The sequence below is a fragment of the Nocardia sp. CDC160 genome (assembly GCF_035818795.1).
Classification (GTDB): domain Bacteria; phylum Actinomycetota; class Actinomycetes; order Mycobacteriales; family Mycobacteriaceae; genus Nocardia.
The window spans coordinates 549,251-568,145 of record NZ_JAYKYT010000003.1 but is presented as its reverse complement, the minus strand read 5'-3'; the positions used below and the strand labels follow the sequence as shown (position 1 = coordinate 568,145).

Genomic DNA, 18,895 nt, shown 5'->3' with positions numbered 1-18,895 from the left:
GGTTCGGCGGGCTGTTCGCGTTTTCGGGGTCAGGCCTCGTCGAAATCCGTCGTCAGACCCAGATGCGCCGTGGCGTCAAGCTCGGCGGCCACGGTGGCCAGCTTGCCGCGAATGGCATCGACCGCGTCCGCACCCAGGGCCAACCGCAGCGGCGCATTCGGCTGGCCGACGACGGCAAGCACCGCGGCCGCGGCCTTGTCCGGATCGCCGGTCTGCTGCTGGTCGGAGGCGGGCAGGCCGTCGCGCATCACGCCGACGGTGTCGACGTAGTCGGGGATGGACGAGCCGATGGTCAGGGCGGCGGGCTTGGCGAACCCGGTACGGAACGCACCGGGCTCGACGATCAGCACCTGGATGCCCAGCGGATTCACCTCGCCCGCAAGGGCTTCACTGGCCAGCTCCAACGCCCCCTTGGCCGCGCTGTAAGCACCCACCCCCGCGAAGGACATGAACCCGCCCATGCTGGTCAGCTGCACGATGGTGCCCGCGCGCCGCTCCCGCATCTGCGGCAACACCAACCGCGTCAGCCGCAACGGCCCGAAGAACATGACCTCCATGGCGTCGCGCAGATCGGCCTCCGTGGTCTCCTCGATCGCACCGACAATGCCATATCCCGCATTGTTGACCAGCACGTCGATCCGCCCGGCCTCCTTCACCGCCCGCTCGGCCGCGGCCGGATCCCGCACGTCCAGAGCCACGACCTGAACCCGATCCGGATGCGCCGCAACCACATCCGCCATACTCTCGGGTCGTCGTACGGCGGCGATCACCTCTTCGCCCGCCGCCAGCACGGCCTTGGTGAAGGCCGCGCCGAACCCACTGTTGGCCCCGGTGATCAGCCAACGACGGGTGTTCTCTGCACTCATGGTCGATCCTCCGTTCTGGACCGGACTCGCTACGGCCCGGTCGAGTGTCCATGGCCAGCATGCCCACAGACCCGTTCGTTTGCCTACCGCAGCCGAAATAGATTTCTGCAGATCGTGATTGGGCTACATCGCAGCTAGGGGAGCCCTCGACCATGTCGTCAAGCGCGTGGCTCGATGCTGGCGAAACGCCAGACGTCAACTCCAGGGTATGACTCGGTCATACCCTGGGCTATCATGGTCGCATGGCAAAGATCACGATCAGCATCCCCGACGAGATCGCAGAAAAGGCCAACCGCGCCGTTGCCGCAGGTCTGGCGGGTTCTGTGTCCTCCTACTTCGCCGCGCTCGCGCAGCGTGAACCGGATTGGGCGGCCGCTGAGCAGATTTTGGCCGAGCTATCCGCGCAGGCGGGAGTGACCGAGACGGATCTCGCCGACGCCGATGCGGCACTGGATGCCGCCGAACGTGCGGTTGCCGAAGATTCCTACGGGGGTGCTGCGTGATCGTGCTCGACTCCGGCGGGCTGATCGGCCTCGAGAAGGACAATGCCAGAGCCGTTGCGATCGTTCGGCAAGCGCTGGCTCGAAAGCTCGAAGTCGTCATTCCCGCAATCGTATTGGCGCAGTGTTGGCGCAACAGCCCCCGCCAGCACGCGGTGTCGCGATTGTTGAAGGCGGACGCGGTGCGGGTCGCCGACCTGACCCAGGCGCAGGCGCTGGCGATTGGATCGTTGTTGGCCGTCTCTGGCACGGCCGATGTGGTCGACGCGCACGTTGTCGTTCTCGCCCGTTCGCTGCATGCGACTTTGGTGGTCACCTCCGACCCCGATGATCTGACCGCGCTGGATTCGCACCTCAGGCTTCACGTGGTCTGACCGGGTCCCGCGCGAGAAGGCGCGGCATCCGGTGTGGCATCGAACCGGCCGATCCCGACATCTGCCCCGCTCGTCGGCCGCAGAATCGAATGATGAGTGATCTCTTCGATTTCTCCGGGCGTACCGTGTTCGTGGCCGGGGGTACCAGTGGCATCAATCTCGTTGTGGCGCAGGCGTTCGCGCGGGCGGGGGCGTCGGTGGCGGTGTTGTCGCGGACGCCGGACAAGGTGCGTGCGGCCGTGGACTCGCTGGGGGAGTGCGGGGTGACCGCGTTGGGGTTCGCCGCCGATGTGCGCGATTATGACGCGGTCGCGCAGGGGATCGCCGCCACCTGTCAGGAGTTGGGTGAGCTCGATGTGCTGGTGTCCGGTGCGGCCGGGAACTTCCCCGCCGCAGCGGAATCCATGTCGCCGCGGGCGTTCGCGGCGGTGGTGGACATCGATCTGAAGGGGACGTTCAATGTCCTACGCGCGGCCCGCGAGCACCTACGCACGCCGGGTGCGTCGGTCATCAATATCTCAGCGCCGCAGGCCAGTATGCCGATGAGCCTGCAGGCGCACGCCTGTTCGGCCAAGGCAGGGGTGGACATGCTCACCAAGGTCGCGGCGCTGGAGTGGGCTCCGGCCGGTATTCGCGTCAACGCGGTCGTGCCCGGCCCCATCGAGGACACCGAGGGCATGGCACGTTTGGCGCCCACTCCCGAATTGGCCGAGCTGGTAGCCAAATCCGTGCCGCTGGGTCGTTACGGCACGGCCCAGGAGATCGCCGACTGCTGCCTGTGGCTGGCCTCGGCGCAGGCCTCCTACGTCAATGGCGCGATCATCCCCGTCGATGGCGGCTGGTCCCTGGGCGGTGCGTCCGAGGTGTTCACCGCCATGCGAAACCTTTTGGTGGAGTAGGGCTTCAGTGCCCGCCCGAGGCAATCTTCTTGGGGTCGATGAACGATTGCAGCGGCGACAGGTGCGTATAGGTGTCGAGCAGGGCGCGCCCCAATGTCGCGTGCGCCTCGACAATGGGATTCGTGGCCCCGTAATTGTCGGCGTCCGGCGATTGATCGGCGAAGAACGAGAACACCACCAGCGGCGCGCCCGCCTCGTCGAACATGATCCCCGTGTCGTGCCGCTTGTCCTCGGACGCACCGTGTTTCGTGGCGAACCGGGCTCGCTCGTCCGACGACATGTTCCGCCGCACCCCGTCGGTGTAGCCCACCGCCGACCACGTCATGATCCGCAGCACGTCCTGGGTCGACTGCTTGGACAGCAGTGACCCCGAGGCCAACCGGTACAGCAGATCATTGTTCTCCCGAGGCGTCGTATACCCCAGATAGAACCGGCTGTCCCCGGCGATCGGCACCACCCGAGTCTGCTTGAACCCCAACCGATCCAGCGTGTCGTTGATCTGTTCGCCCGATACGAACCGCGACATCAACCGCACCGCCGTGTTGTCCGACACCTGCAGCATGGTGGTCAGCAGGTTCGCCACCGTGAGCTGATCCCCGAACGCCGCCTGATTCAAATACAGCCCACTGCCCTCGGCGACCATCTCGGCATCCAAGGTGGTGGTATCCGACATCCGTAGTCGCCCGGCGTCGACCTCGCTCATCACCGCCGTCATGACCGCCAGCTTCTGCACGCTGGCCCCCTCGATGACGAAGTCGGCATCCTCCTCCACCACCGGAACCGGCTTGCCCGACCCCAGATCGCTCACCAGCGAATGCCACCGCCCCCCAGCCAACTTCGTCCGAGCCCGATACTGCACATCGAACGCCGGTCCCACGACGGGCACCCCCGCCCGAGCCACCCCACCCCCACGCAGCATTCCCCCTGCCGCGATAACACTGCCCCCCAATAGCATCCGCCTACTGAATCCACGCACCGCCGAAACCTATCCGCGTGTCTCGCATTTCAGCAACCGGATCCAGAGAACTCCCAGCTAGGGTCGTCAGCGGGCGGGCGTCGCCTGCGGAATCCGCCAGGCTTTCGCCAACCGGGACGGCTGGAGTTGGTCTCCGCCGCCGAAGAATTCACAGAACTTCATGATCAGCGGATCCCAGCCCAGGGAATCGACATGATCCGTACCTCCGACGATCAGTTCCTCCTCGACGTGCGCCCGCACCACCCGAACCGTATGGGCGGTGGCGCGATTGCCCTCGTCGAACGGCCGCGCGTCGATCAGCTCGCACTCGAGTTGAATCGGGCACTCCGCAACCCTGACCGCCCCAACGACATCGGACGGCACCGGCGTGAGATCGGCCGCACCGAACTTTTCCGGCTCGTATCGATACCCCTTCTCGATCCGGTGCGGAGTCATCTCCCGCGAACCGGTCAACAACGCCAGTCGATCAACGGCCTCCACCATCGCCGAAGACGGCAAATTCAGCACACATTCGCGCTCTCGCAACAGGTTTCGCGTGGTTTGCGACGAGGTTCCCATGCCCAGCATGCACTGATCGCCCAACCACCACGCCGACGACATCGGAGCCAGATTCGCCGACCCGTCCGGATTGCGGGTGCTGATCAAAACAACCGGAGTCCCGAAGTAGAGAACCTTCAAATCAACGACTTGATGCATGTCCTCCACCCTGTAGCGCCCGGCAATCGGCTGCTGGCGGAAAACAGACACGGCGTCCCCCGTGCGGGTGATCTACTTCGCCACGATGAAGCGCGCACCCGGACCAGGCGTGCGATGGACTTCCGACGGGGACAGATGCGTATGTCCCGCGCCACATTCCAAGACGACGCGGACCGGCTCCTCGCATTCCGAGCCGTCGGTGGACTCGTGGCGAATGATCACCGACGGCCCCTCCGGGTCGGCCAGATACTTGTCTCCCCACTCAAGCAGGGCAACCAGAGTGGGCCGCAAATCAATACCTCGTTCGGTCAACCGGTACTCGTACCGCTGCCGCGCCCCCGGCTCCTGATACGGAATCCGCCGCAGCACACCGGCTTCCACCAAACTCTCGAGCCGAGTGGAAAGCAGATTGCTCGCGATTCCAAGCCGATCGCGAAACTCGGCGAACCGACTAGCCCCATCGAACGCCTCCCGCACGATCAACAGCGACCACCGTTCCCCCACCACCGACAGCGCCCGCGCCACCGAACAGTTCACCGGATCAATCCGCCGCTCGAACTCCACACCCTCACCCTACCGACCTAGGTTGACATTCTCCACCCAGCAGTCGTAGCGTCGATCCCACCTAAGTTTAAAAACGAAATCTAGAAGGCTGGCCCCCATGCCCATGCTGGACGTCTACATCCCCGAAGGCACCTTCCCCGCCGCCCGCGAAGCCGCCCTGATCAACGAACTCACCGAAATCCTCATCCGCCACGAAGGTTTCAACCCCACCAACCCCACCACCCGCTCCGTCTCCTGGACCTTCCTCCACCGCCCCGCCACCGTCTACGTAGGCGGCGTTGCCGCATCCGCCCCCTACTACAAAGTGGTCCCCTCCATCCCGGAAGGCCAACTCGACGCCCAGGCCCGCGCCGACGTCATCCGCGAAGTCACCGAGGCAATCCTCAACGCCGAATCGGGAGCCTGGCCCCGAGACCCAGGCCGAATCTGGGTCTTCCCCACCGAAATCCCCGAAGGCCACTGGGGCAGCAACGGCACCATCAGCCCCCTCCACCAAATCCTCACCCACCTCGGCGGCCACACCCCCGACAAGGCCGCCGCCCTCGCAGCCCAACGCCTAACCACCAGCCGCACCGAACACTCCACCCTCGGCCTCACCCCTCCCTAGCCGATCCAGGTGGAGAATCGCCGCCGCGACTTGGCACCGCGATATTCGAGCGATTGTCGATGTCACGATATTTGGATCGAATCCGGCCGTGCTGCCTAGCGGAAGGAATGAACAAGTTGAGCATCGCTCGAGGTCTCACGACAGCCCTGGCATTTACCGCTATCGGCCTGATCGGCGTAACGGTCCCTTCGACATCGAGCGCCGAACCGACGCCTACGACCAGCGCCCCAACGAGCACAAGTGCCCCAACGGACACATCGGACATCAAGAGCTCGTGGCAGTGCCGTACTTGCACTTTCGATAAGGTCCACGGCTACTACCTGTGCTACAACTGCCACCCCTGAAGCAGCCCAGAGGCTGGCGGCAGATACGCATGGTGCGTAAACGAGAAACCGGTGCGAACCAGGTAGGTCCGCACCGGTTTTACGTTGTGCCAGAACTTACTTCAGCTTGTCACTCGACAGCCGGAGCATGCGGCGGGCGAAGCCTATCGGCGAAGCCGACGCGAAGCGCCCTTGAGGCGCTCTCCTGGAGCGAGACAATCGGCCTATGAAGGGGCGGGTATAAGCCTTGGCGAAAAACCAGCTGCCGCAGGGTGATCGGTGCGGCATCCTGTGCGCATGAGATGGACCGATGAGGGGCGAACTTCGACCCGCTGTGCCCCGCCCTTGGCAGGCTTGTTCTCACCAGCGGTGATTTCGAGACTGAACTTCGGTCGTTGCTGTGTTGGCTGGCGCAGAGCGAAGATGTGTCTATCGTCTTCGAAGGGCAATCAGTCGAATGGATGATCGGTCAGGCCAAAGCGCTGCTGGGAGAGCTTAAGCGGTCATCGAAGTACGAGCTGTACGACGGTGATCGGATTAGCGACGCGCTCAGCACGGCAAGTGGCCAGAACCGCCTGCGAAACTTCTACGTGCACGGGCAGTGGAGCACGACGTCCATCAATCACGAAGATGAGGATGGGTTTGCTTGTCGGCGGCGAGACCTCGCCGATCCTTTGGTCTTTTATGTGACCCGCAGCAGGCTTCGCAAGGAAGCCAAAGAGCGCGAGGTCTCAGTCGCGGACGTGGATGCCCTCGTTGAAGAGATCCGCGCTTTGAGTGACGAGCTCAAAGCCGCAGTTGACTATGCCTTCGAAGTGCAGTTGGCGCTTGTCGACCATCAGCTGTTGCCGGAGCATAAGTCCATGCGCCCCGGGGAGATGGGTACGGATATCGGTGTGGTGCTTGAGGCAATGCAGCGGGCACGGCGTAGAGGAGGCACGGCTTAAATCGAGACCGGACCCGGTGCCGCCAGGCCTGGTCTGTGGGCCGGATCAGAACGGCGGTTCGTTGTCGTCGAGGCCGCCATTGCTCCGGGCGCGGCGGGTGATCTTCGCGAACTGGTATTTCAGGTCGATCGCTACCGAGTCGGCGGTCAGTGAGGCTCGGGGTCGATGTGGGGCTCGGTGTTGTTGAGTGCCCAAGCGATGCGTTTGCGTTGGCTTGGGTCCATGGTGAGGGTTGGAATCTGGTCGAGGGGGACCCATTTGACGGATGTGCTTTCGCTGCTGGTTGTTGGCTCGCCGTCGATGGGCTCGGCGCGATAGATGATTGAGAATTCCTGCCGCACTTCGTCGTTGCTTGTGTAGTGGATGACGTGTGTTGGGTCGGTGAAGATTCCGACTAGGCCGGTCAGTCGGATATTGACTCCGGTTTCCTCGGCGGTCTCGCGGGTTGCCGTGCGGCTGAGGGATTCTCCGGGATCGTGTGCGCCTCCGGGCATCGACCAGTTGCCGTTGTCGGAGCGACGGATCAGGAGTACTTCGTCACCGCGGCGGACGAAAGCTCCGGCGCTCGGGCGGACGCTATTGGCGGTGGGTGCGTTCGGATCCCGGTGGTAATCGATACGGCGGCCCATGGGTGCAGGGTACTGGGCCTGACAGTGTCGTAGCCGCTTATACGAGGGCGGATTCGTGGTCCTTCTACTCGGGGAGTAGGCGGCGCGTGAATCCGGCGTCGACCAGGCGGCGGTAGGCGTCTTGGACGATTCGGGGGACTTCTTGCTCGATGGCCCAGCCTTTCGTCGGGTAGACCCAGATCCGCTGAGTATCACCGACGAGCATTTTGATCACGCGGTCGACGTCGCCAATGCTCTCGACATAGTCGTCCAGGGCGAGGGGGAGCGAGCCGCAGATGACATCTACCTCGGGCCAGCGTTTGCGGCAGATGGCGTAGCTGCGGCGCTGCTGGTACGGGCGGGAGATTAGCATCACCGACTTGATCGAATCTAGGTAGCCGTGCTCCGTCAATAGGGCGCGGGTGAAGTCGATGTTGTCGCCGGTGTTGGTGGCGTTGGGTTCGACCAGGATTGCTTCGGTCGGCACTCCGAGTTCGATGGCTCGCTCGCGGAAATGCACTGCGTGGTAGAGGTCTGCTGTGTAGGTGGCGACTCCGAAGTCGTGGCCGCCGAGGCCGATGCCGACATCGACGGGGCGCGGCTCGTGGTGTAGTTGGTTGTAATCCCAAAGGATCTCGACCGCGGAGCGGTACTCCGCAGGCAGCTTCGTTGTCGGCATCGGAGGCTTCTCCTTACGAGTCACACCCGCGTTGGCTTGGTTACAGACTGGACGTAGGCTGTACGCGATGACGCATCGACGAGGGTTGCTGACGTAATGGTCGCCAGGGAACCGATTTTCGATGTTTTCGAACGTACCGACTCTTCGCCGGGTAGGCAGGGAGAGTCAACCTTTGCCTTCCTCAATCGTGTACTCGGGTCCTACTGGGAGCATCCACGACGCCTTGTGCAGGCGTGGGCTGAGCGCATCAGCGACGAGGTGGAGTATCGAGACCTGCGAAGCCGCCTCCGATCAAGGGAAAACGACCAGTTCCGAAGCGCATTCCTGGAGCTGTACCTCCACGAATGTCTTCTTCGGGCTGGGTATCAGGTTACCGTTCACCCAGATGTGCCAGGAACTACTCGACACCCCGATTTCTACTGTGAGCGCAACGGTTCCGGGTTCTATCTCGAAGCGATCTCGCCCAGTTCGAGCCAAGCGGCAAAGAGCGCCGCTCGTCGGCGCGCGGACCTGCTTGACATTGTGAATCGGGTCGAAAGCCCAAACTTCTTCCTGCGTGTTGTCAAACTTTACGAAGGATCCAACCCTCCACGTGCCAGCAGACTTCGCCGAGGGCTGGAGAGTTGGCTAGCTGGCTTGAACCCAGATGACGAGTTCGATTTCGAGAACTCACCGGAATTGCGCTGGGAAGACAACGGTTGGGCTGCAACCTTCGCGGTCATTCCTAAGAGTTCGAATGCGCGTCATGCCGGAGCTTCGGGCCGTGCTATCGGAATGTATCCCGTCGTCTCGTCCTGGGTTGATGATGCCCCGACGATCCGAGCGGCGCTCTCTGAGAAGCACAGCGCCTACCCTGGTCTCGGTTCCCCGTTTGTCATCGCTGTCGGCACCTACATCGTTGATTCTGATCGGTGGCACAGCACTAATGCCCTATATGGCCGTGAGGCAATCGCATTGACTGAGTCTGTCGACGGCGATCTCGTGTTCGACAGCTTTGTCCGGCAGCCTGATGGCTACTTCGGGATGGCTCCCGAGTGGAACCACAATAATGTCTCCGCCGTCTTGCTGGTAAATCAATTGACGCCCTGGCACGTTCTCAAGGCTGAAACCACGCTTTGGCGCCACCCTGCACCACTGCGTTTGCTCCCCTCTGATATCGGTCTTCCGTGGGATTCGATCGAAGTCAATGGGGCTCAGTTGGTCGAGAGACCAGCGCCTCTCACGGCTGCTGCTCTCCTCGGGCTCCCCGAAGCCTGGCTGCCCGGGCAGCCTTGGCAGTAGGTAGGCCGTGAAAGCCCGGTGTGACCAGAGCTTTCTGGCCACACCGGCGTTCGTTGTGCTGCTTGCTACTTCAGCTTGTCACTCGACAGTCCGAGGACGCGGCGGGCGACGATGAGTTGCTGGATCTGTTGGGTGCCTTCGAAGATGTCGAGGATCTTCGAGTCGCGGCCCCACTTTTCGAGGAGGGTGCGCTGGGAGTAGCCGGTGGCGCCTGCTAGTTCGACGGCCTTGAGGGTGACGTCGGTGCCCATGCGGCCTGCCTTGGCCTTGGACATGGAGGCTTCCAAGGAGTTGGGCTTCTTGTTGTCGGCCATCCAGGCGGCGCGGAGGGAGAGGAGGTAGGCCGACTCCCAGTCTGCTTCCAGGCGCAGGAATTCCGCGGCGGCGGCGTGCTGGTTGTTGGCGGGCTTGTCGTAGGAGATCTCGATGCCCGCGTCGGTCAGGACCTTGCGGAGTTCCTCCAGCGCGGCGCGGCCGACGCCGACGGCCATACCGGCGACGAGGGGGCGGGTGTTGTCGAACGTCTGCATGACGCCCGCGAAACCCTTCTCCACGTTGACTTCCGGGGAACCCAGGATGTTGTCCTTGGGGATGCGGCAGTCCTCGAAGCGGATCTCGGCGGTGTCGGAGGCCTTGATGCCGAGCTTGTGCTCGAGGCGGGACACGGTCAGGCCCTTGGCATCCCGGGGGACCACGAAGGACTTGATGGCGGCGCGGCCCTTCGAACGATCCACCGAGGCCCACACCACGATGTGGGTGGCGCGGGAACCGGCGGTCACGAAGATCTTGGTGCCATTGAGGACCCACTCGTCACCGTCGAGGGTGGCGGTGGCGGTGACCGCGGCCGAGTCGGAGCCGAACGACGGCTCGGTGATGGCCATGGCGGCCCACACCTTGCCGAAACGCTTGAGCTGCTCGTCGGTGGCGACCGCGGCGATGGCGGCATTGCCCAGACCCTGGTAGGGGATCGACAGCATCAGGCCGACGTCGCCCCACGAGGTCTCGAGCGCGTTCATCAATGCGGACATATTGCCGCCGTTGGTGTTTCCGAGCAGCTCGGTGGCGTGCGCGTCGCTCTCGCCGTCGGCGGAGCGGCCGCCGGTGGCGCCGGAGATCTGCTCGGTGCCCGAGTCGGACAGGCCCTCGACCATGGCGGCCATGGTGTCCAGCTCGACCGGGTACTCGTGCTCGGCGAGGTCGTACTTGCGCGAAACGGGACGGAAGATCTCCTGCGCGACCTGGTGGGCCTGGTTGGCGCTGGCCCGCAGCTTCTTGGGGAGTTCGAGATTGATCATGAGTGGTCTCTCCGTTGAGAAGTCGGGTCAGATGAGGACGATGCCTTCGGCGACGCCGACACCGCGTAGATCGCGGTACCAGCGCTCCACCGGGTGCTCCTTGGTGAAGCCGTGGCCACCCAGCAGCTGCACACCGTCGAGGCCGATCTGCATGCCCTTGTCGGTGGCCAGCTTCTTGGCCAGCGCGGCCTCGCGAGCGAACGACAGTCCCTGCTCCGCGCGTGACGCACCCCGCAGAGTCACGAGACGAAGACCGTCCAGCTCGATCGCCATGTTCGCGACCATGAACGCGACCGCCTGGCGGTGCGCGATCGGCTCACCGAACGCCTCGCGCTCCTTCACATACGGAATCACGTAGTCCAGCACGGCCTGACCGGTGCCGACGGCCAGCGAGGCCCAGCCCAGGCGGGCCAGCCGCACCGCATCGGCGTACTCCTCGGCGCGCTGAGCGCCCTCGGAGTCACCCAGCAGGGCGGTGGTGGGCACCGCGACATTGTTCAGCAGCAGGCGGCCCAGACCGGCGGCCCGCATGCCCATGCTCGGATCCGCCTCGACCACAACACCTTCGGTGTTCGACTCGACGATGAAGAAGGTCGGGCGGCCATCCAGCTCGGCGGCCACGATGAACAGCTCGGCGTCACCCGCGGCCGGAACCAGGGTCTTCACGCCATTGAGGCGGTACCCGCTGGGCGAGCGAGTCGCCTTCGTCTGCAACGCGAACGGATCGAACAGCGCCTGCGGCTCGGAGATGACGACCGACGCTTGCGGCACGTTCTCACCCGTGAAGGCGCCCAGGTAGGTCTTCTGCTGCGCGTCGGTGCCCCACTGTGACAGCGCGACCGCGACACCGCTGGGCGCCAGGATCGGCAGCGCCAGGCCCATGTCACCGTGCGAGAGCGCCTCGGCCACCAGCGAATTGGTGACCGCGCCGCGCTCGGAGGCCGCGCCCTCGAGCTCCTCGGGCACATTGATCAGCGTGATGCCGAGCTCGGCGGCGCGCTCGAGCAGATCGCGCGGGGCCTTGGCGGCATTGTCGGCCTCGTAGGCGGCCGGGCGCAGGATCTCGGCGGCGAACTCGCGCACCGTCTCGACGATCATCTGCTGCTCATCGGTCGGGGTGAGGTCGAAGTAGTCCTTCTTGCGAGACTCGTTGGCGGGCAGCCGCTTCGGCGCGCCGCCACCGGCGACCTTTTCGAAGACGCGGGTCGCGGCACCGAGCGTGCGGAAACCGGTCTTGGTGCCCTCGTAGGTGAGGCGCTCGATCGGCTTGCGCAGCTTGTACTTCTCGGCGAGTTCGGATCCCGTGATGGTCGTCATGACCCGCATCGCCGCGCCCATCCAGTCGCGTTTGACCGGGTTCAGGCCAACAGCGGAGGTGTCCCGCTTCGTTGCGGTGTCTCGAGTGCTCATAATCACCAGTTTTCTATCGAGGAGGTGGGTGATCCTGCCCAGCAATCTTACTCCTGAGTAAGACTATCTTACTTCAGAGTAAGAAGTGTCGTCGAGGGTTGTCGAATCGGCAGGTCAGCGCGGTGGTTCGAACTTACCCACCGGTACTCGTCGGTTCTAGTGAAACAAACCTGCTTCAGAAGGTGGCGGGCTGGGCTAGGGTGTCGGCGCATAACTCGCTCCTGATGGAGGTTCTACATATGAAAATTGCGCTCGGAACCGCGGGCCTGATTGCCGCCGGTCTCTTCCTCGCCGCCCCCAACGCCAGTGCCGACGCCCTGCAGCTGCAGCCGATCGACGTGGGCATCACCGGATCCGGCATCGGCGCTGGCTCGGCCGCGGGCGGCTGCATCAGCGGCGTCGGCACCGAACTCGGCCTGGGCTCGGTCGGCGTCGGCTCGTCCACCGGCGGACCGTTCCTGGACCTCGGCTCGGTCTGCGTCCCGCTCGGCTGACGGATCGACCGCGTGGCGACGCCCCATGAGCGGGCGTAGCGACGCGCCCGGTGGCGGGACCGCAGCCCGCACCGGGTACACGGCACAACCGGTGGCCCGGCCGCCCCGGAGATGCGACGATGCGGAGGATGGAACAGCGGCCGGTCAACGCTCCCCGGGCCAGACGTGGCGCGGGCGGCGAAATCTACTGGATAGCGGGGATTTTCGCGGCCGTGCTCACCGCGGTCTCCGGCCGATACGGCTACCACCGCGACGAGCTCTACTTCCTTGCCGCGGGACGCCGATTGGCCTGGGGATATCCCGATCAGCCGCCGCTGGTGCCGCTGCTGGCCCGCGCGATGTCGGCCATCGACCCGAATTCCGTCATGCTGCTGCGCCTTCCGGCGACGCTGGCCGCGACCGTCGTGGTCCTCTGCGCCGGACTCTACGCCCGTGAACTCGGCGGCGGGCGGGTGGCGCAAGCCGTCGCGGCCGGATCGGTTGCCTCGGCGGCGCTCCTGGCGGGAGCCGGTCACACCCTCAGCACCGCGGATCTCGACCTGGCCATCTGGTCGATGATCATCCTGGTCGTGCTGCGTTTGCTTCGAAGCTCTTTCGATCCATGCTGGTGGCTCGCGGTCGGCGTACTGGCCGGAATCGGGGTGCAGAACAAGGCCCTGATCGTGGTACCGCTTGCCGCGCTGGCACTCTCGCTGCTGGCTGTCGGGCCACGAGAAATCTTCGCCACCAAGTATTTTCCGCTCGCCCTCGTGATCGCGGCGCTGATCAGTGCTCCCTACCTGCTGTGGCAGGCACGCAACGGCTGGCCGCAGTGGACGCTGAGCCGGGCGATCGCCGGTGGGTCTTCGGGTAGCTCGAATACCCGAATCCAGTTCGTAGTCCTGCAATTCGGCCTGATCGGGGTGTTTCTGGTCCCCTTGTGGGTCTTCGGCCTGTGGTGGCTGTGGCAGCGCTATCGGGCCTTCGCGCTCACCTACGCGGTCCTGTTCCTGGCCTACCTGATCATGGTCGGCAAGGCCTACTACCTCGGCGAGATGTACCCGCTCTTGCTCGCGGCCGGTGCCGTTGGAGCCGAACCCTGGCTGGTGGCCCGCCGAATACGCCTGGCGACACTATCTTTCGCCATAGTCCTGAACGCGGCCTTCTCGGCGGTCGTCTTCCTGCCGACCCTTCCCATGTCCGTCCTGCGCAACCCGTCGCCGATCCTCGCCATCAACAAGGAAGCCGGGGAGACGGTCGGCTGGCCACACTTCGTAGCCCAAATCGCCGACGTCCGTGCCCATTCCGCCCCCGACGCCGACATCCTCACCGCCAACTACGGCGAGGCCGCCGCGATCGAGCATTACGGCGCACGCTACGACCTGCCGACACCCCACAGCGTGCACAACGCCTACTGGTGGTGGGGTCCACCCGCCGACACCCACGCGGCACTCGTCGTCGGAATCCCAGCCGACCAGGTCGCCCGCTTCTGCGCCGACCCGGAACCCTTGGCCCGCATCGACAATGGCCTGAACATCCACAACAACGAGCAGGGCCGCGCCCTCACGCTGTGCCGCACACCCCGCCACCCCTGGCGCGACATGTGGCCCGCCATGCGACGACTCGGCTGAGAAACCTCAGGCCTGCAGCGCCGCGAGCACCTGATCCTGCAGATGCCCGTTGGTGGCGACCGCGCTGCCGCCGTGCGGACCCGGCGTGCCGTCGAGCGCGGTGAAGGTGCCGCCCGCCTCGCGAATGAGGATGTCGAGGGCGGCCATGTCCCACAGGGATAGTTCGGGTTCGGTGCAGATATCGACCGCGCCCTCGGCGAGCAGGGTGTAACCGAAGAAGTCGCCGTAGCCGCGCACCCGCCAGACCTCGTCGGTCAGCGCGATGAGTTTGGCGCGGCGGCCGATCGCACGCCAGCCGGACAGGCTCGAGATGGCGAGACTGGACGCACCGAGCTCGGCCACCGCGGAGACGGAAATCGCGCGCGGCTCGCCCTGTTCGAAACTGCTCCACGCACCCGAACCGGTGGCCGCCCACCAGCGCCGGGCGAGCGCGGGCGCGCTGACCACGCCCACCACCGGCACGCCGTCCTCGAGCAGCGAGATGAGCGAGGCCCACACCGGCACCCCGCGCACGAAGTTCTTGGTGCCGTCGATCGGATCGATGACCCACTGGCGCCCGCTGAATTCGACATCGCCGCCGAACTCCTCGCCGAGCACCAGGTCACCGGGCCGTTCGGACCCGAGAATCTCGCGGACCTTCCGCTCGACCGCCAGATCGGCGTCCGAGACCGGTGTCAGATCCGGCTTGGAATCGATCTTCAGGTCGAGCGCTCCGAACCGCTCACGGGTAATGACGTCGGCCGCGTCGGCCAGCTGCAGCGCGAGTTCCAGGTCAGCGGAGTATCGGGTCACGCCCCAGCACGTTAGTCCAGTCCAGTTAACGATGGGTGTCCTCCCGGCACAACGTCGAGTGGCACACCAGTGAGGAGATTTGTCCGGATTCCCTCCGTGGTGTGCCACTCGATGACCTAGGCGGGAACCGCGACCGTGCGGGCGGCGGTGAGAGCGGTTGCCCACCAGTGGAGTTGGTCCAGGAGGCGGGTGGCGGAATCCTCGAATTCGGTGGGGTCGAGGAGGACGCCGTTCTCGTCGAACAGCAGGTAGTAGCGGGAGAAGGAGACGTAGTCCTTCACCGTGTGGGCGTTGAGTTCATTGAAGACCGCGCGCAGGCCCTCGATCGCGAGCAGCCCGCCGGACTTGCCGCTGTAGCCGACGAAACCGACGGTCTTGCGGTCCCATTCGGTGAAATGCCAGTCGATGGCGGTCTTCAGCGAGGACGGGAAGCTGCGGTTGATGTCGGGGGTGACGATGACGAACGCGTCGGCGGCGGCGAGGCGGGCGGCCAGTTCCTCGCCCCGGCCGGGGCGCTCCGGATTCGGCGCCATCACCAGCGGGGTCGCGGGCAGCTCGTGCGGCAGGTTGTAGTCGGCCAGGTCGATGACATCCACCTCGAACCCGCCGTGGGCGCGGGCCTGCCCGGCGAACCAGTTCGCCACCACCGGCCCGAAGCGTCCCTCCCGGACGCTGCCGATGATCACCGCGAGGCGCAGGGTGCTGCTCATTGTGGGTCTCCTTCGAGATTCGCTGCGGCCGGGTCGGCCGCTCGAGATCAACTCTGCGATCCGGCGAAAGCGCTAGGGAGACCACGCTGAGGGTGGTAGTGGCAGGGACACGATAAGCGTCGCGGCCATTGTTACCGTCGAATGGTGAGTGAGAACGAGCTGGGACTATTTCTGCGGCAGCGCCGAGAGGCGGTGACGCCCGCGGAGCTGGGCCTGCCGACCGGCACCCGCCGCCGCACCCCCGGCCTGCGCCGCGCCGAATTGGCCACGCTCGCCGGGGTTTCCGTGGAATACCTGACCCGACTCGAGCAGGGCCGCGACCGGCGACCCTCCTCGGAGGTGCTGATGGCGCTGGCCGACGCGCTGCGCCTGACCCCCGCCCAGCGGGTGCACCTGCTCAACTTCGCCAAGGCCGGGGATCCGAACTTCAACTGCCGCGGCGGTTCCGGACCCAATCGCCGCGTCCGCCCGGCCGTGCGGGCCATGCTCGACCAGCTCGAACCCGCGCCCGCCGCCCTCATGAACCGGCTCAGCGAAATCCTCGCCGTGACCGACGGCTACCGTGCCCTCTTCGGCCCGATCGGATTGCTCGACGGCGGACTACCCGGCAGCTATGCCCGTTTCGTCCTGTCCGACCCGCGGGCCCGGGAGGCCTACCCCGACTGGGAACACAAGGCGGACAAGGTGGTCGCCACCCTCAAACAGGGTCCCGGGCGCGCCGACCCGCACGTCAACGCCCTGATGGACGAACTCGCCGCCACGGTCGGCCCCGAATTCACCCGCCGACTCGACACCCTCCCCGGCCTCCCCGACACCAATGGCGTCGGCCGCCTCACCCACCCCGAGGCCGGACCCCTGCGCCTGGCCTATGAAACCCTCAACCTCTCGGCCGACGACGACCAATTCCTCATGGTCTACCTCCCGGCCGACGACGCCACCGCCACGGCGCTGGATCGCCTGGTCGGCCGCCGCCCGGGCGGTCTGCGCGCCGTCGCCGGTTGAGGGCGAACGCGGCTCGAGCGCCGAAGTTTCAGCGTTATGTCCCGGGGCGGTAGATTTGAACACCGTGCATCCTGACGTTTCCGCTGACTTGGCCGAACTCGACACGACTCTGAAGACCATCGAGTCTGTGCTCGATATCGACGAGCTGGCGCGCCGCATCGACGAGCTGGAACAGCAGGCGGCGGACCCGGAGTTGTGGAACAACCAGGAACACGCCCAGGCCGTGACCAGCGAGTTGTCCCACGCGCAGAGCGAATTGCGCCGCGTGCGCGAGCTGCGTCAGCGGCTCGAGGATCTGCCGGTGCTCTACGAATTGGCCGAGGCCGAGGAGGGCGCGGATCAGACCGCGGCCCTCGCCGACGCCGATGCCGAGCGGGCCAGCCTGCACGCCGATGTCGAGGCCATGGAGGTCCGCACCCTGCTCTCCGGCGAATACGACAAGCGTGAGGCGCTGGTCAATATTCGCTCCGGCGCGGGTGGCGTGGACGCCGCGGACTGGGCGCAGATGCTCATGCGCATGTACATCCGCTGGGCCGAGTCGCACAAGTACCCGGTCGAGATCTACGACACCTCGTACGCGGAGGAGGCGGGCATCAAGTCGGCCACCTTCACGGTCAAGACGCCCTACGCCTACGGCACGCTCTCGGTCGAAATGGGTACGCACCGACTGGTCCGTATCAGCCCGTTCGACAACCAGGGCCGCCGCCAGACCTCCTTCGCCGAGGTCGAGGTGCTGCCGGTGGTCGAGACCACCGACCACATCGAGATTCCGGAGAACGAGGTTCGCGTCGACGTCTACCGGTCCTCGGGCCCCGGCGGCCAGTCGGTCAACACCACCGACTCCGCGGTCCGCCTGACCCACATTCCGACCGGCATCGTCGTCACCTGCCAGAACGAGAAATCCCAGCTGCAGAACAAGATTTCGGCCATGCGCGTGCTGCAGGCCAAGCTGCTGGAACGCAAGCGACAGGAAGAGCGCGCCCAGATGGACGCGCTCAAGACCAATGAGGGCGCGTCCTGGGGCAACCAGATGCGCTCCTACGTATTGCACCCGTACCAGATGGTGAAGGATCTGCGCACCGGTTACGAGGTCAACAATCCCTCGGCCGTGCTCGACGGCGATATCGACGCCTTCATCGAGTCCGGCATCCGCTGGCGCATGCGGGAGCAGTCCACGAGCCAGGGGTAAGCATGCTTTCGATTCACGCCGCGGGCGCGGGAGCCGAAGTCGGGAACTGGGTCCGGTCCAGCGGTCTCGAGATCGTGCTGCTGATCGTCGGCGCCATGCTTTTCAGCCGCGCCGCGACCTATGTCCGCGACCGGATCACCCGCAAGATCGACGCCGGATTCCACAGCAGCGATTCGCTGGTGCGTTCCGAGGCGGCCAAGCACCGACATGCGTTGGCACAGGTCATCACCTGGGTGGTGCTGTCCGTCGTGTATTTCCTGGTGTCACTGGAAGTGTTGCGGCGCTTCGGTTTCGGGCTCGGCGGTCTGGTGGCCCCGGCCGCGGTCCTCGGTGCCGCACTGGGTTTCGGCGCGCAGCGCATCGTGCAGGATCTGCTCGCGGGATTCTTCCTGATTACCGAAAGACAGTACGGCTTCGGCGATGTCGTGCGGATCGCAGTCACTGGAAACTCGACCGAGGCCGAGGGTACGGTCGAGGACGTCACGTTGCGCATCACGACTCTGCGTAGCGCCGACGGTGAAGTGATAATCGTCCCGAACGGTCAGATCGTGAAAGTGACCAATCTGTCGAAGGATTGGGCGCGCGCCGCCATCGACGTGCCCGTTCCCGCCACCGCCGACATCAACAAGGTCAACGAGATCCTGCACGACGTGGGCGCCAAGGCCTTCGCCGATCGCAAGCTGAAGGCCCTGCTGTTGGACGAGCCCAGCGTGATGGGTGTCGAAGATCTCACCGTCAACCAGATGAACATCAAGATGGTGGCAAGGACGCTACCGGGCAAACAGTTCGAAGTAGGGCGAGAGCTGCGGGTGCGAGTGGCCGCGGCCCTGCGCCGGGAGGGTCTCAGTGACGGAGCTAGTTAAGAGAGCACGTAGGTCCACGGCGTTGAGAACACGGAAATCCACGGCGATCCTGATGGCCGTGTGGGTCGGAACGTTCGTTCTGTACATCTTCGTCAAGCCCGCAGAACACGAGCCCAAGACCAGCCCGCCGATCGTGAACACCATGCTCAGCAACTATCTGCCAAACACTTCCGAGCCGACCAAGCATTGAGTTGACCTCCGCGCGGTGTA

At 65.1% G+C, this 18,895-nt stretch carries 22 protein-coding genes; 12 read left to right on the top strand and 10 right to left on the bottom strand.

The window, feature by feature from the left end:
- Positions 1-29: 29 nt before the first annotated feature.
- Positions 30-866 carry an SDR family NAD(P)-dependent oxidoreductase gene (locus tag VMT40_RS17335; protein ID WP_326359275.1) on the bottom strand — a complete coding sequence of 279 codons (837 nt, stop codon included), beginning with the start codon at positions 864-866 and terminating at the stop codon, positions 30-32.
- Positions 867-1,108: 242 nt separating this feature from the next.
- On the opposite strand from VMT40_RS17335, the gene VMT40_RS17330 reads away from it, so the two are divergent.
- From VMT40_RS17330 to VMT40_RS17320, 3 genes are all read left to right on the top strand, one after another.
- Positions 1,109-1,369, top strand: coding sequence for a hypothetical protein (locus tag VMT40_RS17330; RefSeq protein ID WP_326359274.1), 261 nt, complete (start codon positions 1,109-1,111; stop codon positions 1,367-1,369).
- Positions 1,366-1,740: a PIN domain-containing protein gene (locus VMT40_RS17325; protein ID WP_326359273.1), complete on the top strand. Its 375-nt coding sequence runs from the start codon at positions 1,366-1,368 to the stop codon at positions 1,738-1,740. The genes VMT40_RS17330 and VMT40_RS17325 overlap by 4 nt, the downstream gene beginning before the upstream one ends.
- Before the next feature lie 92 nt (positions 1,741-1,832).
- The gene (locus tag VMT40_RS17320; RefSeq protein ID WP_326359272.1) at positions 1,833-2,639 is read left to right on the top strand and encodes an SDR family oxidoreductase; all 807 of its coding nucleotides are present in this window, start codon (positions 1,833-1,835) and stop codon (positions 2,637-2,639) included.
- A gap of 4 nt (positions 2,640-2,643) precedes the next feature.
- On the opposite strand, the gene VMT40_RS17315 is transcribed toward VMT40_RS17320, so the two are convergent.
- The 3 genes from VMT40_RS17315 to VMT40_RS17305 form a co-directional block, all read right to left on the bottom strand.
- Entirely contained in the window at positions 2,644-3,447 is an 804-nt protein-coding gene (locus VMT40_RS17315) for a serine hydrolase (protein ID WP_326359271.1), read from the bottom strand.
- A 234-nt stretch (positions 3,448-3,681) separates the two neighbouring features.
- The gene (locus tag VMT40_RS17310) at positions 3,682-4,311 is read right to left on the bottom strand and encodes a flavin reductase family protein (RefSeq protein WP_326359270.1); all 630 of its coding nucleotides are present in this window, start codon (positions 4,309-4,311) and stop codon (positions 3,682-3,684) included.
- 72 nt (positions 4,312-4,383) lie between these two features.
- Positions 4,384-4,875, bottom strand: a complete 492-nt coding sequence (locus VMT40_RS17305) for a winged helix-turn-helix transcriptional regulator (protein ID WP_326359269.1) — start codon at positions 4,873-4,875, stop codon at positions 4,384-4,386.
- A 97-nt stretch (positions 4,876-4,972) separates the two neighbouring features.
- Between VMT40_RS17305 and VMT40_RS17300 the strand changes: the two genes are divergently transcribed.
- Together VMT40_RS17300 and VMT40_RS17295 are read left to right on the top strand one after the other, a co-directional pair.
- Entirely contained in the window at positions 4,973-5,482 is a 510-nt protein-coding gene (locus tag VMT40_RS17300) for a hypothetical protein (RefSeq protein ID WP_326359268.1), read from the top strand.
- Between the two features lie 748 nt (positions 5,483-6,230).
- The gene (locus tag VMT40_RS17295) at positions 6,231-6,752 is read left to right on the top strand and encodes a hypothetical protein (RefSeq protein WP_326359267.1); all 522 of its coding nucleotides are present in this window, start codon (positions 6,231-6,233) and stop codon (positions 6,750-6,752) included.
- A 146-nt stretch (positions 6,753-6,898) separates the two neighbouring features.
- Here VMT40_RS17295 and VMT40_RS17290 read toward each other — a convergent pair whose 3' ends face one another.
- Together VMT40_RS17290 and VMT40_RS17285 are read right to left on the bottom strand one after the other, a co-directional pair.
- A complete protein-coding gene (locus tag VMT40_RS17290; RefSeq protein WP_326359266.1) occupies positions 6,899-7,381 on the bottom strand; it encodes an NUDIX hydrolase in 483 nt (160 codons plus the stop codon).
- Between the two features lie 64 nt (positions 7,382-7,445).
- Positions 7,446-8,039, bottom strand: a complete 594-nt coding sequence (locus VMT40_RS17285) for a YdcF family protein (RefSeq protein WP_326359265.1) — start codon at positions 8,037-8,039, stop codon at positions 7,446-7,448.
- Positions 8,040-8,135: 96 nt separating this feature from the next.
- On the opposite strand from VMT40_RS17285, the gene VMT40_RS17280 reads away from it, so the two are divergent.
- Positions 8,136-9,320, top strand: coding sequence for a hypothetical protein (locus VMT40_RS17280; RefSeq protein ID WP_326359264.1), 1,185 nt, complete (start codon positions 8,136-8,138; stop codon positions 9,318-9,320).
- Positions 9,321-9,385: 65 nt separating this feature from the next.
- Here VMT40_RS17280 and VMT40_RS17275 read toward each other — a convergent pair whose 3' ends face one another.
- Complete coding sequence (locus VMT40_RS17275; RefSeq protein WP_326359263.1) at positions 9,386-10,615, bottom strand: acyl-CoA dehydrogenase family protein; 1,230 nt, start codon at positions 10,613-10,615, stop codon at positions 9,386-9,388.
- A 27-nt stretch (positions 10,616-10,642) separates the two neighbouring features.
- Positions 10,643-12,031, bottom strand: coding sequence for an acyl-CoA dehydrogenase family protein (locus VMT40_RS17270; protein ID WP_442789995.1), 1,389 nt, complete (start codon positions 12,029-12,031; stop codon positions 10,643-10,645).
- A 233-nt stretch (positions 12,032-12,264) separates the two neighbouring features.
- Between VMT40_RS17270 and VMT40_RS17265 the strand changes: the two genes are divergently transcribed.
- Both VMT40_RS17265 and VMT40_RS17260 read left to right on the top strand, forming a co-directional pair.
- On the top strand, positions 12,265-12,519 hold the full coding sequence (locus VMT40_RS17265) for a hypothetical protein (RefSeq protein WP_326306822.1): 255 nt from the start codon (positions 12,265-12,267) through the stop codon (positions 12,517-12,519).
- 128 nt (positions 12,520-12,647) lie between these two features.
- A complete protein-coding gene (locus VMT40_RS17260; protein ID WP_326359261.1) occupies positions 12,648-14,129 on the top strand; it encodes an ArnT family glycosyltransferase in 1,482 nt (493 codons plus the stop codon).
- Positions 14,130-14,135: 6 nt separating this feature from the next.
- Here the strand turns inward: VMT40_RS17260 and hisN are convergent, their stop codons facing one another.
- Together hisN and VMT40_RS17250 are read right to left on the bottom strand one after the other, a co-directional pair.
- Positions 14,136-14,921, bottom strand: coding sequence for a histidinol-phosphatase (hisN, locus tag VMT40_RS17255; RefSeq protein WP_326359259.1), 786 nt, complete (start codon positions 14,919-14,921; stop codon positions 14,136-14,138).
- Positions 14,922-15,037: 116 nt separating this feature from the next.
- Entirely contained in the window at positions 15,038-15,631 is a 594-nt protein-coding gene (locus VMT40_RS17250; RefSeq protein WP_326359258.1) for an NADPH-dependent FMN reductase, read from the bottom strand.
- 144 nt (positions 15,632-15,775) lie between these two features.
- Between VMT40_RS17250 and VMT40_RS17245 the strand changes: the two genes are divergently transcribed.
- From VMT40_RS17245 to VMT40_RS17230, 4 genes are all read left to right on the top strand, one after another.
- Complete coding sequence (locus VMT40_RS17245) at positions 15,776-16,633, top strand: helix-turn-helix domain-containing protein (RefSeq protein ID WP_326359257.1); 858 nt, start codon at positions 15,776-15,778, stop codon at positions 16,631-16,633.
- Positions 16,634-16,697: 64 nt separating this feature from the next.
- On the top strand, positions 16,698-17,822 hold the full coding sequence (gene prfB, locus VMT40_RS17240; RefSeq protein ID WP_326359255.1) for a peptide chain release factor 2: 1,125 nt from the start codon (positions 16,698-16,700) through the stop codon (positions 17,820-17,822).
- 2 nt (positions 17,823-17,824) lie between these two features.
- Entirely contained in the window at positions 17,825-18,685 is an 861-nt protein-coding gene (locus VMT40_RS17235; protein WP_326359253.1) for a mechanosensitive ion channel family protein, read from the top strand.
- Between the two features lie 52 nt (positions 18,686-18,737).
- Complete coding sequence (locus tag VMT40_RS17230) at positions 18,738-18,875, top strand: hypothetical protein (protein ID WP_326359251.1); 138 nt, start codon at positions 18,738-18,740, stop codon at positions 18,873-18,875.
- Positions 18,876-18,895 lie beyond the last annotated feature (20 nt).

What these genes read in the sequence shown, in the direction of transcription:
- VMT40_RS17335 (WP_326359275.1), bottom strand. Translation starts at nt 866, where the DNA reads ATGAGTGCAGAGAACACCCGTCGTTGGCTGATCACCGGGGCCAACAGT.
- VMT40_RS17330 (WP_326359274.1), top strand. Translation starts at nt 1,109, where the DNA reads ATGGCAAAGATCACGATCAGCATCCCCGACGAGATCGCAGAAAAGGCC.
- VMT40_RS17320 (WP_326359272.1), top strand. Translation starts at nt 1,833, where the DNA reads ATGAGTGATCTCTTCGATTTCTCCGGGCGTACCGTGTTCGTGGCCGGG.
- VMT40_RS17310 (WP_326359270.1), bottom strand. Translation starts at nt 4,311, where the DNA reads ATGCATCAAGTCGTTGATTTGAAGGTTCTCTACTTCGGGACTCCGGTT.
- VMT40_RS17300 (WP_326359268.1), top strand. Translation starts at nt 4,973, where the DNA reads ATGCCCATGCTGGACGTCTACATCCCCGAAGGCACCTTCCCCGCCGCC.
- VMT40_RS17290 (WP_326359266.1), bottom strand. Translation starts at nt 7,381, where the DNA reads ATGGGCCGCCGTATCGATTACCACCGGGATCCGAACGCACCCACCGCC.
- VMT40_RS17285 (WP_326359265.1), bottom strand. Translation starts at nt 8,039, where the DNA reads ATGCCGACAACGAAGCTGCCTGCGGAGTACCGCTCCGCGGTCGAGATC.
- VMT40_RS17280 (WP_326359264.1), top strand. Translation starts at nt 8,136, where the DNA reads ATGGTCGCCAGGGAACCGATTTTCGATGTTTTCGAACGTACCGACTCT.
- VMT40_RS17275 (WP_326359263.1), bottom strand. Translation starts at nt 10,615, where the DNA reads ATGATCAATCTCGAACTCCCCAAGAAGCTGCGGGCCAGCGCCAACCAG.
- VMT40_RS17265 (WP_326306822.1), top strand. Translation starts at nt 12,265, where the DNA reads ATGAAAATTGCGCTCGGAACCGCGGGCCTGATTGCCGCCGGTCTCTTC.
- VMT40_RS17260 (WP_326359261.1), top strand. Translation starts at nt 12,648, where the DNA reads ATGGAACAGCGGCCGGTCAACGCTCCCCGGGCCAGACGTGGCGCGGGC.
- VMT40_RS17250 (WP_326359258.1), bottom strand. Translation starts at nt 15,631, where the DNA reads ATGAGCAGCACCCTGCGCCTCGCGGTGATCATCGGCAGCGTCCGGGAG.
- VMT40_RS17235 (WP_326359253.1), top strand. Translation starts at nt 17,825, where the DNA reads ATGCTTTCGATTCACGCCGCGGGCGCGGGAGCCGAAGTCGGGAACTGG.
- VMT40_RS17230 (WP_326359251.1), top strand. Translation starts at nt 18,738, where the DNA reads ATGGCCGTGTGGGTCGGAACGTTCGTTCTGTACATCTTCGTCAAGCCC.